3 protein-coding genes are annotated in these 15,806 nt (G+C 73.2%); all 3 read left to right on the forward strand.

The window, feature by feature from the left end; all coding sequences use genetic code 11:
• Positions 1 to 56 precede the first annotated feature (56 nt).
• The 3 genes from DIE02_RS12790 to DIE02_RS12800 are packed head-to-tail and all read left to right on the forward strand — an operon-like array spanning position 57 to position 15,777.
• A complete protein-coding gene (locus DIE02_RS12790; RefSeq protein ID WP_124485719.1) occupies positions 57 to 9,755 on the forward strand; it encodes a non-ribosomal peptide synthetase in 9,699 nt (3,232 codons plus the stop codon).
• A gap of 9 nt (positions 9,756 to 9,764) precedes the next feature.
• Positions 9,765 to 14,762, forward strand: coding sequence for a non-ribosomal peptide synthetase (locus DIE02_RS12795; RefSeq protein WP_124485520.1), 4,998 nt, complete (start codon positions 9,765 to 9,767; stop codon positions 14,760 to 14,762).
• Positions 14,752 to 15,777: a GNAT family N-acetyltransferase gene (locus DIE02_RS12800; protein ID WP_124485519.1), complete on the forward strand. Its 1,026-nt coding sequence runs from the start codon at positions 14,752 to 14,754 to the stop codon at positions 15,775 to 15,777. Before DIE02_RS12795 ends, DIE02_RS12800 begins: the two co-directional genes overlap by 11 nt.
• Positions 15,778 to 15,806: the final 29 nt, after the last annotated feature.

A 15,806-nucleotide genomic window follows, 5' to 3' on the forward strand; every position in this document is an offset into this window, starting at 1 on the left:
GCCCCATGCGGCCCCGAGACTTGGCCGAAGCGGCCGGACCGAAGGACTTCACGCACATGACGAGTTTCCCGACTGCGTTGCATCACCGAATCCGCGAACTGGCGCGCCGCGCGCCCGACGCGCCCGCGCTCGCCGCGCCTTTCCAGAACGACCTGCGCCTGTCGCGCGGCGCGCTCGACGCGCGTGCGTCGCACCTTGCCCGCCAACTGCGCGCGGCCGGTGTCGGCGCGGAAGTGCGGGTGGGTGTCTGCGTCGAGCGCTCGTGCGAGCTGTTCGTCGCGCTGCTCGCCGTGCTGAAGGCGGGCGGCGTATTCGTGCCGCTCGATCCGCGTCATCCGGCCGCGCGCCTCGACTGGATCGTCCGCGATGCGCAACTGCGGCACGGCGTCGTCGATGCGGCCGGCCGCGCGGCGCTCGGCGCGTCGTTCGAACACGCGTTCGACGCAAGCTCCGCGGAGGCCGCTGCCGGCGTCGACGACGAGGACGTGCCGGTGCATCCGCGCTCGGCCGCCTACATGATCTATACGTCGGGCTCGACCGGCACGCCGAAGGCGGTGGTCGTCGAGCACGGGCCGCTCGCCGCGCATTGCGATGCGCTCGCGGCCGCGCTGCCGATCGCGGGCGGCGACCGCCTGCTGCATTTCGCGTCGGTCAATTTCGATGCCGCGCACGAGTGCTGGCTCGCGCCGCTCGCGGTTGGCGCGAGCGTGACGATCGCGCCGCCGCAACCGTTCGCGCCGGACGCCGCGCATGCGCTGATGGTGCGCGAAGCGGTCAGCGTCGCCGCATTTCCGCCGGCCTACCTGCGCGAATTCGCCGCCGTCGCCGCGCGCGACGGCGTGCCGCCGGCCTTGCGCGTGCTCGCGTTCGGCGGCGAAGCGCTGCCGCAACAGGCATTCGAATTCGTGCGCCGCACGTTCCCGTCGGTACGCCTGATCAACGGCTACGGGCCGACCGAGGCCGTGATCTCGCCGATGCTGTGGCCGGTCGAGCCGGGTGAAATGCCCGCGCTGGCGGCGGACGATGCGTATGCGTCGCTGCCGATCGGTCGCGCGATCGGCCCGCGTGTCGCGCGCATCGACGGCGACGAGGCCGGCGAGCCGAATGAAGCGGGCGAGGGCGGCGAGCTGCTGCTCGGCGGCGTGTGTCTCGCGCGCGGCTATCACGGCCGCCCGGCGCTGACCGCCGAACGCTTCATTCCCGATGCGCACGGCAAACCCGGTGCCCGCATCTATCGCACCGGCGATCTCGCACGCCTGCGCGCCGAAGGTGCGTTCGATTATCTCGGCCGCCTCGACGATCAGGTCCAGGTGCGCGGCGTGCGTGTGGAGCCCGCGGAAATCGCCGCGTGCCTGCGCACGCATCCGGCAGTGGCCGACGCGGCCGTGATCGCCGAAACTGGCGCCGGGCCGACGCGGCTGATCGCGTGCGTCGCGCTGCGCGCGGCCGTCGACGATGCGGCGCTGAAGGCGCACGTGGGCGCGCAATTGCCCGCCGCGTGGCAGCCGCATCGCTTCGTGCGCTGCGATGCGTTGCCGTACACGCTGAACGGCAAGCTCGACCGTGCCGCGCTGCGCGAGCGCAGCGCCGCCGCGCGCGACGCCGAAGCACCCGCCGGCGCCGCGCCGCGCACGCCGACCGAAGCGCAGATCGCCGGCTTCTGGCAGACGCTGCTCGGCCTCGACGCGACGCCGTCGCGCGACGACCGCTTCTTCGCGCTGGGCGCCGATTCGCTCGCCGCGATGCAACTGCAGGCCGCGGTCCGCGCCGCGTTACGCGTGAACCTGCGGCTCGACACGCTGTTCGCCGATCCGGCACTGGCCGAGCTGGCCGCGCACGTCGATCAGGCGGAGCGCGAGACGGGCGAGCCGCTGGCCGCGATTGCCGCATGCCGTGCACCGGACGAAGCCGCCGCATCGGGTGCCCCGTATGTCGATCGCGCCGCATCGCTCGCACAGCAACGCTTCTGGGTGCTCGCGCAAACGCGCGATGCCAGCGCCGCGTATCACATCGCCGCGCACTGGACGATCGACGGCGCGCTCGACCGCGCTGCGCTGCAGCGTGCGCTCGATCACGTGATCGGGCGGCACGACGCGTGGCGCACGACGCTCGTCGACAACGACGACGGCATCGTGATGCAGCGCATCCATGCCCGTCTGCCGGTTACGATCGCGACGTTCGACTTGCGCGACCAGCCGCCGGCCGCTCGCGACGCGCAAGCCGCGCGTATCGCCGAGCGCGACGCGGGCGCACCGTTCGATCTGTCGAACGGGCCGCTGCTGCGCGCGACGCTCGTCGTGCTCGCCGACGATCGCCACCGGCTGCTGCTGACCGCGCACCACGCGATCACCGACGGCTGGAGCTCGCGCTGCGCATTCGACGAATTGTCGGCCGCGTACCGTGCGTATGCGGAAGGGCGCGAACCGGCGTTGCCGCTACTGCCGATCCAGTACGCCGACTATGCGGACTGGCAGCGCGACATGCTCGCCGGCGGCGAAGGCGAGCGTCAGCTCGATTACTGGCGCGACGCCTTGCGCGACGTGCCGGGCCCGCTCGCGCTGCCGGTCGATCGGAAGCCGGGTGCGACGCGCACGCTGCAGGGCGCACGCGTGTCGGTTCGCCTGCCCGACACGGTTGCGGCGGACGTCCGGCGTCTCGCGCGCGACGCGCAGGCCACGGTCTTCACGGTACTGCTGGCCGCGCTCGACGCATGGCTGTCGCGCCTGACCGGCGAGACCGACGTGGTCGTCGCGGTGCCGGTCGCGCATCGCCAGCGCCCGGAAACCCGCGCGCTGCTCGGCCTGTTCCTGAACACGGTCGCGCTGCGCGTGCGGGTGGCGCCGACGCTGCCGTTCCGCGCGCTGGTCGACGCGGCGCGCACGGCGGCACTCGACGCGGTCGCGCACCAGGACGTGCCGTTCGAGCGCGTCGTCGATGCGGTGAAACCGCCCGTCCGGCGCGGCGACGAATGGCTGCGCGTGAAATTCGCGCAGCAGTTCGATGCGCGGCACGACAGCGTGCTGCCGGGCGCGACCGCCGTTGCGACGCCGGGGCCCGATCTCGCCGCGCGCTTCGACTTCGCGCTTGATTTCACCGACGACGCGCACGGGATCGAACTGGTCGCCGCCTATGCGACCGACTGCATCGCTGCCGACACCGCGCGCGCATGGCTCGACAGCTATGCGGCGCTCGTCGCCTCCGCCGCACATGAACCGCACCGCGCGACGACCGCGCTGCCGTGCGATGCGTCGCCGGCATCGCGCCAGCCGCGCGACGGCCGTGCGTTGCGGATCGAACACGCCGACATCGTCGCCGCTTTCGCGCGGCAGGCCGCCGCGTATCCGCATCGCGTCGCACTCGCCGATGCGTCGGCGTCGCTGACGTTCGCCGAACTCGACGATGCATCGAACCGTATCGCACATGCGCTGAAACTGCGCGGCGCGACGGCCGAAGCACCGGCCATCGTCTGCATCGAGCGCTCGGCCCGCTTCGTCGTCGGCCTGCTCGGCGCACTGAAGGCCGGCGCGCTGGCCGTGCTGCTCGACCCGGCCCAGCCGGCCGCGCGCCTCGTGGCCGCGGCCGCCGATTGCGGCGCGCGCTGGGCGCTCGTCGCGCAGCAGCCGGACGGGGCCGCGTGGCCGGCCGGCAGCGCTGCACGGCCGCTCGACGTCGACACGCTCGCGCAGGACGCGACGCTCGCGCATGCGGCCGGCATCCGCGTCGCGCCGCATCCGGAACAGGGCGCGTACCTGATCTATACGTCGGGTTCGACCGGCACGCCGAAGGGCGTCGTCGTGTCGCACGGCGCACTGGCCGACTACGTGCAGGGGATGCTCGACGAACTCGCGTTCGCACCGGACGCGTCGTTCGCGATGGTGTCGACCGTCGCCGCCGACCTCGGCCACACGACGTTGTTCGGCGCGCTGTGCGCGGGCCGCACGCTGCACCTGCTGCCGGCCGCGTGCGCGTTCGATCCGGACCTGTTCGCCGACGAGATGCGCCGCCGCGACGTCGGCGTGCTGAAGATCGTGCCGAGCCACCTGCAGGCGCTGCTCGACGCGCGCGTGCCGGCCGACGTGCTGCCGCGCCATGCGCTCGTGACCGGCGGCGAAACGCTGACGTGGGCGCTCGTCGCGCGAATCGCCGCGCTCGCGCCGGCCTGCCGCGTGATCAACCATTACGGGCCGACCGAGGCGACCGTCGGCGCGATCGCGTGCGACACCGCGTCGATCGCCGCCGATGCGCGCGATCCCGCGAGCGGCGTGCCGCTCGGCGGCCCGCTGCCGAATGCGCGCGCGCTGGTGCTCGACGCGTTCGGCGCGTGCGTGCCGGCCGGCGCGGCGGGCGAACTGTATCTCGGCGGCCCGGGCGTGGCGCGCGGCTACCTGAACCGGCCCGCGCAGACCGCCGAGCGCTTCGTGCCCGATCCGTTCGCGGCCGGTGCGCGCCTGTATCGAACCGGCGATCGCGTACGCCTGCGCGCGGACGGCCGTCTCGCGTTCCTCGGCCGCATCGACGACCAGGTGAAGATTCGCGGCTATCGCGTCGAGCCGGGCGAGGTGAGCACGGCGGTACGCGCGGCCGGCCCGATCGCGCAGGCCGAGACGCTCGCGATCGAGCACGACGCCCGCCTGCGGCTCGCCACGTTCGTCGTGATGCGCGACGGCGCGGCATTCGACGAAGCGGCCGTGCGCGCGGCGCTCGGCGCGGCGTTGCCCGACTACATGGTGCCCGCGCAGTTCGTCGTGCTCGCACGCCTGCCGGTGACCGCGAACGGCAAGCTCGATCGCGCGGCGCTGCGCGAACTGGCCACATCGCCGGTGGCGGTGGCCGCCGGCGATGCGCCGCAGGGGCCGGTCGAAACGGCGCTCGCCGAAGTCTGGCAAGCGGTGCTGAAGGCGCCGCACGTCGGCCGCGACGACAATTTCTTCGAGCTCGGCGGCGATTCGATCCTCGTGCTGCAGGTGATCGCACGCGCCCGCAAGCGCGGCGTGCGCTTCACGCCGAAGCAGCTGTTCGACGGCCCGACGGTCGCCGAACTCGCGCGCATCGCGAAGATCGAGGACGTTGCCGCCGCAACGACATCGACCGCGCCGGCTCGGTCCGCAACCGCTTCCGCAGCGGTCCTGACGCCTGCACAGCAGCGCTTCTTCGCGCTCGACGTGCCGCATCCGGGCCACTGGAACCAGTCCGTCGCGTTCGACGTGCGCGGTCCGTTCGACGCCGACGCATTCGCGCGTGCATTCGACGCGTTGCTCACCCATCACGACGCATTCCGCCAGCGCTTCGCGCGTGGCGCGGACGGCAAGTGGCGCGCGAGCGATGCGCCGAAACCCTACGACGCGCTGCCGTTCGTCGAAGTCGCCGCGCGCGACGAAGCCGACGCACTGGCGCGCTTCGACGCGTTGCAGCGTCGCCTCGACCTCGGCCGCGGGCCGCTCGCGTGCGCATGCGCGGCGCGTCTGCCGGACGGCGCGGCGCGGCTGTATCTGGCGATTCACCACGCGATCGTCGACGGCGTGTCGTGGCGCATCCTGCTCGACGACCTCGACGCCGCGTATCGCGCCGCATGCGAGCGCACGCCCGTTCGCCTGTCGCAGCCGGGCCTGCGCGCGGATGCGTGGGCCGCGCGCCTCGCGCGTGCCGCGACGGAGCCGGCATCGCCGTTCGCCGCTGAAGCGGCTTACTGGGCCGGCATGGCACAGGGCGACGACCTCGTGCCCGATCATCCCGACGCACCGGCGACGAACGCCGACGCGGCGGTCGTCGTGCAGACCATCGACGCGGCATTGACCCGCGCCGCGCTGACCGACGCGCACGCCGCGTATCGCACGCAGACGATCGAACTGCTGGGCGCGGCGCTCGCGCTGGCGCTGGCCGGTGCCGACGGCGCCGCGTCGTGCCGCGTCGAACTCGAGGGGCATGGCCGCGAGGCGCTGTTCGACGATGCGGACGCGAGCCGCACGATCGGCTGGCTGACGAGCCACTATCCGGTCACGCTGCCGGTCGAAGCCACCGCGCGCGACACGCTGTGCGCGGTCAAGGACACGCTGCGCGCGGTGCCGCACAAGGGGCTCGGCTTCGGCGTGCTCGCGCACTACGGCGACGCGGCGACGCGGGCGGCGCTGGCCGCCGTGCCGCGTCCGCGCGTCACGTTCAACTATCTCGGCCAGTTCGACGCACCGCGCGACGCGACGCTCGTGCCGCGCTTCGGCGGCACCGGCATCGAGCGCGACCCGCAAGGGCCGCTCGGCAACACGCTCGCGATCCATGCGTATCTCGATACCGACCGCGACGGCGCACGCACGCTGAAGGTTCACTGGATATACGGCGCGCCGCAGTTCGAGCGCGCGACGATCGATGCGCTCGCGGAACGCTTTGCGGCCGCACTGCGCGAACTCGCCGACGCATGCGCATCGCGTGTCGCGCATCGCGGCGGCGGCGCGACGCCGGGCGACTTCCCGCTCGCGCAGGCTGCCGGCCTCACGCAGGCCGCGATCGAGCGCGCGCCGCTCGACTGGCGCACGATCGACGACGTGTATCCGCTGTCGCCGATGCAGCAGGGGATCCTGTTCCATGCGCTGTTCGCGCCCGGTCATGCGAGCTACGTGAACCAGCTCGTCGCGACCGCGACGGCGCTCGATGCCGACCGGCTCGCGGCCGCGTTCGCCGCATCGGTCGCACGTCACGACATCCTGCGCACCAGCGTGATGCCCGACGAGGCCGCACCGCTGCAATGCGTGCATCGCCATGCGCGGATGCCGGTCGAGCAACTCGACTGGCGTGCGCGCGGCGACACGCTCGACGCCGACTTCGACGCGTGGCTCGCGGCCGATCGCGCACGCGGCTTCGACTGGCGCGAGCCGCCGCTGATGCGGCTCACGCTGATCCGCGTGACGGACGACGCGTGGCGCGTCGTGTGGACGCGCCACCACGTGCTGCTCGACGGCTGGAGCACCGCGCGCCTGCTCGCGGACGTGCTGCGCGACTATCGCGACCCCGATGCGGTGTCGCCGTTCGCGAGCCGCCCGGCGCTGCGCTATCGCGACTTCATCGCGTGGCTCGGCACGCGCGACCGCGACGCCGATGAGCGTTTCTGGACCGGGCGACTCGCGCGCCTCGATGCGCCGACGCTGATCGCCGAGCGTGTGGCCGACCGCGCGGACGCCGAGATGGTCATGTGGCGCGCGACGATCGACGCGGCCGCGACGACGCGTATCGCGCACACGGCGCGCGCGCTGAAGCTGACCGTGAACACGCTGGTGCAGGGCGCGTGGGCGCTCGCGCTGCAGCGCATGACGCACCAGCCGGCCGTCGCGTTCGGCGCGACCGTCGCGGGCCGTCCCGATGCGCTCGCGGACGTCGATACGGTGCTCGGCCTTTTCATCAACACGCTGCCGGTGATCACGGCACCCGCGCCGCAACAACGCGCGGCCGACTGGCTGCAGGGATTGCAGCGCGAGAACGCGGCGGCTGCCGAGCATGCGCATACGCCGCTCGCCGACATCCAGCGCTGGGCGCGCGGCGCCGGCGGCGCACTGTTCGACACGCTGGTCGTGTTCGAGAACTACCCGGTCGACGACACGGCGCGCGATGCCGATCCGCGTGCGCTCGCGCTGAGCAGCGTGCGCAGCATCGAGTCGACCGATTTCGCGCTGACGCTCGTGATCGAAAGCGGCGCCGAGCTGACGATCGACTACGGCTACGACACCGCGCGCGTCGATGCGCACCAGGTCGAGACCTGGCACCGCGCGTTCGCGTGCGCGCTCGATGCGCTGGCCCGCACGCCCGACGCGCTGCTCGGCACGCTGTCGATCGCCGACGACGCGACGCGCGACGCGCTGGCCCGCGCGCAGGACACCGCACGGAGCTGGCCGGACGCGCAACGGCAACCGCTGCATCTGCAATTCGCGGACGCCGCACGCGCCACGCCCGATGCGATCGCACTCGAATACGCGGATGCCCAGGGCCACGTGCAACGCGCGACCTATCGCGAACTCGACCGGAACACGACGCGCGTCGCCGCCGCCTTGCGCCGGCGCGGCGTGCAGCCCGACACGCCGGTCGCGCTGTGCGTCGAGCGTTCGTTCGACATGGTGACGGCGCTCGTCGGCGTGCTGAAGGCCGGCGCCGCGTACCTGCCGGTCGACCCCGACTATCCGGCCGAGCGCATCGCGTACCTGCTGCGCGACGCGCGGCCCGCGGTCGCGATCACGCAGGCCCATCTGAGCGCGCGAGTCGAGGCTGCGCTCGGCGACGACGCGACGACGCAGTTGCTGACGGTCGCCGATCTGCTCGCCGATGAAGCGAACGATGGCGGCGAACACGGCGAAGTGGGCGATGCCGCCGAGATCGCGACCGACATCGACGCCGCCCAGCTCGCATACCTGATCTACACGTCCGGCTCGACCGGCAAGCCGAAGGGCGCCGGCAACTCGCACGGCGCGCTCGCGAACCGGATCGCGTGGATGCAGCACGCGTACCGGCTCACGCGCGACGACGTCGTGCTGCACAAGACGCCGTTCGGCTTCGACGTGTCGGTGTGGGAATTCGTGTGGCCGCTCGCGACCGGCGCGAAGCTCGCGATCGCCGCGCCCGGCGACCACCGCGATCCGGCCCGCCTCGCGGCCGCGATCCATGCGCACGGCGTGACGGTGCTGCACTTCGTGCCGTCGATGCTGGCCGCGTTCGCCGCGTATCTCGACGATTTACAGGCCGCCGCGCAATGCGACAGCGTGCGCCTGATCGTCGCGAGTGGCGAGGTGCTCGCGCCGGAACTCGTCGCGAAGGTCGCGCGGCTCGTGCCGAACGCGACGCTCGTGAACTTGTACGGGCCGACGGAAGCCGCGATCGACGTGTCGCACTGGACCTGCGGCCCCGACGACGCCAACGCATTCGCGGTGCCGATCGGCCATCCGATCGCGAACCTGCAGCTGCACGTGCTCGACGCGGCCTGGCAGCCGGTGCCGGCCGGCGCGACCGGCGAACTGTATCTGGCCGGCGCGGGGCTCGCGCGCGGCTATCTCGGCCGCCCGGGGCTGACCGCCGAGCGTTTCGTGCCCGATCCGTTCGTGCCGGGCGCGCGCATGTATCGCACCGGCGACCTCGCACGGCGTCGCGCCGACGGCGCGCTCGACTACCTCGGCCGCGTCGACACGCAGGTGAAGCTGCGCGGCCAGCGGATCGAGCCGGGTGAAATCGAGGCGCTGCTGCGCACGGCGCCGGGCGTGCACGACGCGGTCGTGATCGTGCGCGACGATCAGCTGATCGGCTATGTCGCACGCGGCGACGCGGGGCCGCTCGACCGTGCGGCCATGCTCGATTCGCTGCGCGCGCAGTTGCCGGCCTATATGGTGCCGTCGCAGCTGATCGAACTCGACGCGCTGCCGGTCACGCCGAACGGCAAGTGCGACCGCCATGCGTTGCCCGCACCGGTGCGCGAGGCGGCCGCGGCCAGCGAACTCGCGACCGACACGGAGCGCACGCTCGCGGCGATCTGGCAACGCGTGCTGCACGTCGACGCGATCGGCCGCGACGACGATTTCTTCCTGCTCGGCGGCCACTCGCTGCTCGCGACGCAAGCCCATGCGCAGGCGAACCTGCACTGGGGCCTCGCGCTGCCGCTGCGCACGCTGTTCGACACCCGCACGCTCGCACGCTGCGCGGACGCGATCGATGCGGCCTGCGCGGCACGCGGCGCGACCGACGCGGCGAGCGCGATCGACGCGCTGCTCGGCGAACTGGAAACCCAATAAGGACGACGGATGACGAGGATGCAACCCGACTGGCTCGCACTCGCGACGCGTTTCGCGCAATTGCCCGACGCGCAGCGCGCGGTGTTCATCGACAAGCTCGGCGCGGCCGGCATCGACTTTCGCATGCTGCCGATCCCGCCGCGCACGCCGCGCGGCGACCGTGTGCCGGCATCGTTCGCGCAGACGCGGCTGTGGCTGCACGCGCGGCTGATCGACGCGCCGGACGCGTATCACATCACCGAGCGGCTCGCGCTGACCGGTCCGCTCGACGCGCACGCGCTGCGGCTCGCGTGCGATGCGCTGATCGCGCGCCATGAAGCGTTGCGCACCACCTTCGACGAAGCGGAGGACGGCGTCGCGCAGACGATCCATCCGCCGCTGCGCTGCCCGTGGCGCGAGACCGGTCTCGAAGCGCTGCCCGACGCGCAGCGCATGGCACGCGCCGAAAGCATCGCGACGGCCGACGAAGCCGCCGCGTTCGATCTCGGCGCGGCGCCGCTCATGCGCGCACACCTGATCCGTCTCGACGCGACGCATCACTGGCTCGCGCTGACCGTTCACCACATCGTGTCGGACGGCTGGTCGTCGGACGTGATGCGGTTCGAACTCGCGGCGTTCTATCGCGCGTATGCGTCGGGCGCGCCGGTGCCGCTCGCGCCGCTGCCGATCCAGTATGCGGACTATGCGCTGTGGCAACGCCGCTGGCTCGATGCCGGCGAGCGCGATCGCCAGCTGGCGTTCTGGCGCGAGCGCCTCGACCCGCAACGCGGCGTGCTGACGCTGCCCGGCGCGGCCGCACGGCCCGCGCGCCGCAGCGCACGCGGTGCACGTCACGTGTTTTCCCTCGACGCACACACCGGCGCGCGGCTGCGCGCGTTCGCGGCCGCGTCGGGCGCGACGCCGTTCGCGGCGCTGCTCGCGGCGCTCGACGCGCTGCTCGCGCGCGCGACCGGCGATGCGCGGATCTGCGTCGGCGTGCCGGCCGCGAACCGCGAGCGCGCGGAAACGGCCGGCCTGATCGGCTTTTTCGTCAACACGCTCGCGATCGATGTCGACGTGCCCGCGCACGGCGATTTCTCGTCGCTGGTCGCACGCACGCAGCGCGCGCTCGTCGACGCGCAGATGCACCAGGACGTGCCGTTCGAGCAGGTCGTCGACGCGCTCGGCGTGCCGCGCAGCGCCAGCCACCATCCGCTGTTCCAGGTGATGGCCGCGTACGGCGAGCGCCGCGCGCTGCCGGCGCTGGGCGCGGCATCGGCAACCTTGCTGCCGTCCGGCACGCCTGCCGCGAAATTCGACCTGACGCTTGCCGTCGAGGCGACGCCCGACGGCACGTTCGACGCCGCATTCATCTACGCGCTCGACCTGTTCGACGGCGACGCGATCGCGCGGCTGGCCGCGCGCTTCGTCACGCTGCTCGGCGACGCGCTCGCGCGCCCCGACATGCCGATCGGCGATCTCGACTGGCTGCCGGCCGGCGAACTCGCACAACTCTTCGCGTGGAATGCGCCGGCAGGCGCGGCCGAAGCCGAACCGTTCGTGCCGGTGCACGCACGCATCGCCGCACACGCGCACGCACGGCCCGACGCACGCGGCGTCGCCGACATCGATCGCGCGCTGACGCGCGGCGAGGTCGACGCGCGCGCGGCCCGCATCGCGCGCAACCTCGTCGCCGCCGGGGTGCGGCCGGAAATGCGCGTCGGCGTCGCGCTGCAGCGTTCGGTCGACCTGCTGGTCGCGCTGATCGCGGTACTGAAGTCGGGCGCCGCGTTCGTGCCGCTCGATCCGGCGCATCCGCGCGAACGGCTCGCGCAGATCGTCGGCGACGCGGGCATCGCGCACGTGCTGACCGACGCCGCGAGCGCCGCCTCGCTGCCCGAGCTGCCGGCGCTGCGCGTCTGGCGCGCGGACGAAGTCGACGCGCTCGACGAAGCCGCGGACGTCGCGCTGCCGGACGTGCTGCCCGGCCATGCGGCGTACGCGATCTACACGTCCGGCTCGACCGGCAAGCCGAAGGGCGTGATCGTCGATCACGCGGCGTTCGCGCGGCATTGCGCGGCGATCGCCGAACGCTACGGCGCGGGTGAGCACGACGTGTTCCTGCTGTTCCAGTCGGTCAACTTCGACGGCGCGCACGAAGGCTGGTTTTCGCAGTACCTGTCGGGCGCCGCCGTGTCGGTGACGGCCGACGTGCTGTGGCCGCCCGCGCAGACCTGCGCGATGATGATTCGCGACGGCGTGACGATGACCTACGTGCCGCCCGGCTGCGCCGCGCAGCTCGCCGAATGGGCGCTCGCGCACGGCGCGCCGCCGACGCTGCGCTCGCTGACCGTCGGCGGCGAGGCGACGTCGCGCGAAGCCTTCGCGATGTTGCGCCGCGCGATGCCGAACGTGCGCGTGGTCAACGGCTACGGGCCGACCGAGACCGTGATCACGCCGACGCTGTGGATGTTCCGTCCCGGCGACGATCTCGCGACGCTCGGCGACGCCGCGTACCTGCCGATCGGCACGCTGGTCGGCGCGCGCACCGCGCACGTGCTCGACGCGCGGCTGCATCCGCTGCCGGTCGGCGTGATCGGCGAGCTGTACCTCGGCGGCGAGGGGATCGGCGTCGCGCGCGGCTATCTCGATCGTCCCGCGCTGACGGCCGAGCGCTTCGTGCCCGACCCGTACGGCGCGCCGGGCGCACGCTTGTATCGCACGGGCGACCTCGTGCGGCGGCGCGCGGACGGCGTATTCGACTTCATCGGCCGCGTCGATCACCAGGTGAAGCTGCGCGGGCTGCGCATCGAACTCGGCGAGATCGAGGCGCAACTGGCCGCGCACGATGCGGTGCGCGAAGCGTGCGCGGTCGTGCACGGGCAGGGCGCGCAGGCGCAGCTCGTCGCGTACGTCGAACTGACCGCCGACGCGCAGGCGGCCGCGCAACCGGTGGAGGCCGCGACGCTCGACGCGCATCTGCGCCGCACGCTGCCCGACTACATGGTGCCCGCGCAGCTGATCGTGCTCGACGCGTTGCCGCGCAACGCGAACAGCAAGGTCGATCGGGCGCGGCTGCCGGCGCCGGTGCGCGTCGAACGTGCCTACGAGGCGCCGCACGAAGGCGATGAAACCGTGCTCGCGGCGATCTGGCGCGACGTGCTGAACGCCGAGCGCGTCGGCCGCGGCGATCACTTCTTCGAACTCGGCGGCCATTCGCTGGCGGCGGTGCGCGTCGCGACCCGCGTCGCCGAGCGGCTCGGCCGCGACGTGCCGGTGCGCGCGCTGTTCGAAGCGCCGGTGCTCGCGCAATACGCGCGCCAGGTGGCCGACGCGCCGCGCGCCGCGCACGCCGGCACCGCCGTGCCGGGCGTCGCGATGGTGAAGCCCGATGCGCATGGCGTGTGGCCGCTGTCGCCCGCGCAGCTTGGCCTGTGGTTCCTGTGGCGCGCGCAGCCGGACAGCGCCGCATACAACATTCCGGTCGCGCTGCGCGTGCGCGGCCCGCTCGACGTCGATGCGCTGCGCGCGGCGTTTTCGGCGGTCGCGGCCGCGCACCCGGCGCTGCGCACGCGGCTCGTCGCGCGCGACGGCATGCTGCCGGGCCAGCGGATCGACGCCGCGGCGAGCGTCGCGCTGCCGGTCGTCGACCTGTCCGCGCTGCCCGACGCGCTCGCTCGCGCGGCGGCGCTGACCGGCGCCGATGCGCTCGCACCGTTCGATCTCGCGGCCGACGCGCCGCTGTGGCGCGCGCGCGTGCTGCGGCTCGGCGCGGACGATCACGTGCTGTCGGTGACGATCCATCACATCGTGTCGGACGGCGAATCGATCGAGCTATGGCTCGACGCGGTGCGCGCGCGCTATGTCGCGCTCGTGCGCGGCGAAGCGGCCCGGGCCTCTTCGACGACGACAACGACGCCAGAAAACACGCCGCTCGTGCTGCCCGCGTCGTGCCAGCCGGCCCGTGTCGCGTACTGGCGCGACGCGCTGGCCGACCTGCCGCCGCCCATGCTGCCGCAGCGCGCCGACGCGCCGGCCGTGCCGCAATGGCGTGCGGCGCGCATCGCGTTCGAGTTCGACGCGTCGCTGATCCGTGCCGCGCGCGATGCCGCGTCGGCGTCGCACGCGACGTTGCCGATGCTGCTGCATGCGGCGCTCAATACCGCGCTGTTCCGCGTGACCGGCGCGGCCGACCAGCCGGTCGGCGTGCTGGCATCGACGCGCGAACTCACGGGTGAAGCCGCACGCGACGCGCTCGGTCTCTTCATCAATTCGGTGGTCGTACGCACGCGGCTCGATTCCACGGCCCGCCGCGCGGACGTGCTCGCTCAGGTGCGCGACATGGCGCTTGCCGCCTATGCGCATGCGGACGTGCCGTTCGCCGACGTCGTCGCGGCGCTGCGCGCGCCGCGTGCCGCGCGGGCCAATCCGCTGTTCCAGGTGATGTTCAACTACCTGCGCCCGACCGGCGCGGCCGCACGCGACTGGGCCGGCCTGTCGCTCGCCGGCTTCGACGACGTGCGTCATCGCGTCGTGTTCACGCTGGAGCTGGACGTCGTCGAGCATCCGGACGGCCGCGTGAGCGCCGCGTTCTCCTATGCGGACGAACTGCTCGACGGCCGCTTCGTCGATGCGCTCGTCGATCTTTACCACGACGAAGTCGCGCGTTTCGCCGGTGCGGCGCAAGCGCCACTCGGCGTGCCCGATGCGCTGTTCGCCGCGCCGGCAGCGGTCGCACCGGTCGGCAACGCGACCCATGCGGCGGCGTCATCGCGCGTGCCGAACACGGCTGCCGCGCTCGCCGCGCTGTGGTCGGACACGTTCGCGACGGCGGCGCCCGCGCCCGATGCCGATCTGTTCGAGGCCGGCGCGACGTCGTTCGACGTCGTGCGTTTCGTCGATGCGGCGAGCCGCGCCGGGCACGCGCTGACGGTGGCCGACGTGTTCACGTCGCCGACGCTCGCGGCGCTCGGCACGCATCTCGACGAAGCGGCGCACACGCGACTGGAGGTGCGCGATGCTGGCTGAAGTGCGCCCGGACGGATTCACGCTGCTCGATACGTACCGCCTCGCGTTCGCGGACGGCCTGTTCGCGGTGCGCGACGGCACGGAGATCCGCGTCGCACAGGGCGACGGCATCGGCACGCAGTTGCTGCGTGCGCAACTCGGCGACGACGGCGCGCTGCGCCTCGTCGCCTACAACCACCGCGCGGCGCCGGCCGACCAGCGCCGCGCGCTGCTGGCCGCGCTCACCGCGGCGTTTTCGGACAGCGCGCGCCACGCGGCGATCCGGCTCGACCCGGCCGCATGGCCGGCGGTCGCGCTCGATGCGCTGCGCGCGAGCGGCGTGCTGGCCGACGGCGGCCGGTGCATGCGCGAGGGCTGGGCCCAGCAGGCCGATCTGTGGCGCGTCGGCGCGCATCTGCCGTGCGCGACGCTGCCGATGCTGACCGACGGCCGGCGTCATCCGCGCCGGCCGCCCGCGCCGCGCGGCGACGTGTATGCGCGCGACCTGCCGGCGCTTGGCGTGCGCTTCACGCTGCGCGGCTGGCAGCCGGGCGAGGATGCCGCGCGCCTTGCGCACTGGTTCGACGAGCCGCGCGTGCGCGACGGCTGGCCGGGCACGCAGCCCGGCGCGCACGGCACGGCGCCCGATGCCGATCCACACGTGAGCCCGCTCGTCGGCTGCTTCGACGGCGAACCGTTCGCGTACGTCGAGGCGTACTGGCTGAAGGAAGACCCGCTCGCGCCGCACGTCGGCGCGCGCGACTACGACCGCGGGCTGCGGATGCTGGTCGGCGCATCGCGCTGGCGCGGCCCGCATTGCGTGGCGGGCTGGCTGCCGTCCGTCGTGCATTACCTGTTTCTCGACGACCCGCGCACCGAAGCGGTCGGCTGCGCGGTCCCGGCCGGCCGCGCGCGGGTCGTCGATACCCTCGCGCGGCATGGCTTCGCGCGGCAGCGCCGCCTGGCGCTCGCCCGCGGGCAGCCGCTGTGGATGCGCACGCTGCGCGAGACCTTCTTCTCCGGCCGTCACGTCTGACGGGCCGGTTTCACCGACAAGGGAGCTGA

The sequence above is a fragment of the Burkholderia sp. Bp8991 genome (assembly GCF_003853795.1).
Lineage (GTDB): Bacteria > Pseudomonadota > Gammaproteobacteria > Burkholderiales > Burkholderiaceae > Burkholderia.

What these genes read in the sequence shown, in the direction of transcription:
- DIE02_RS12800 (WP_124485519.1), top strand. Translation starts at nt 14,752, where the DNA reads ATGCTGGCTGAAGTGCGCCCGGACGGATTCACGCTGCTCGATACGTAC.
- DIE02_RS12790 (WP_124485719.1), top strand. Translation starts at nt 57, where the DNA reads ATGACGAGTTTCCCGACTGCGTTGCATCACCGAATCCGCGAACTGGCG.
- DIE02_RS12795 (WP_124485520.1), top strand. Translation starts at nt 9,765, where the DNA reads ATGACGAGGATGCAACCCGACTGGCTCGCACTCGCGACGCGTTTCGCG.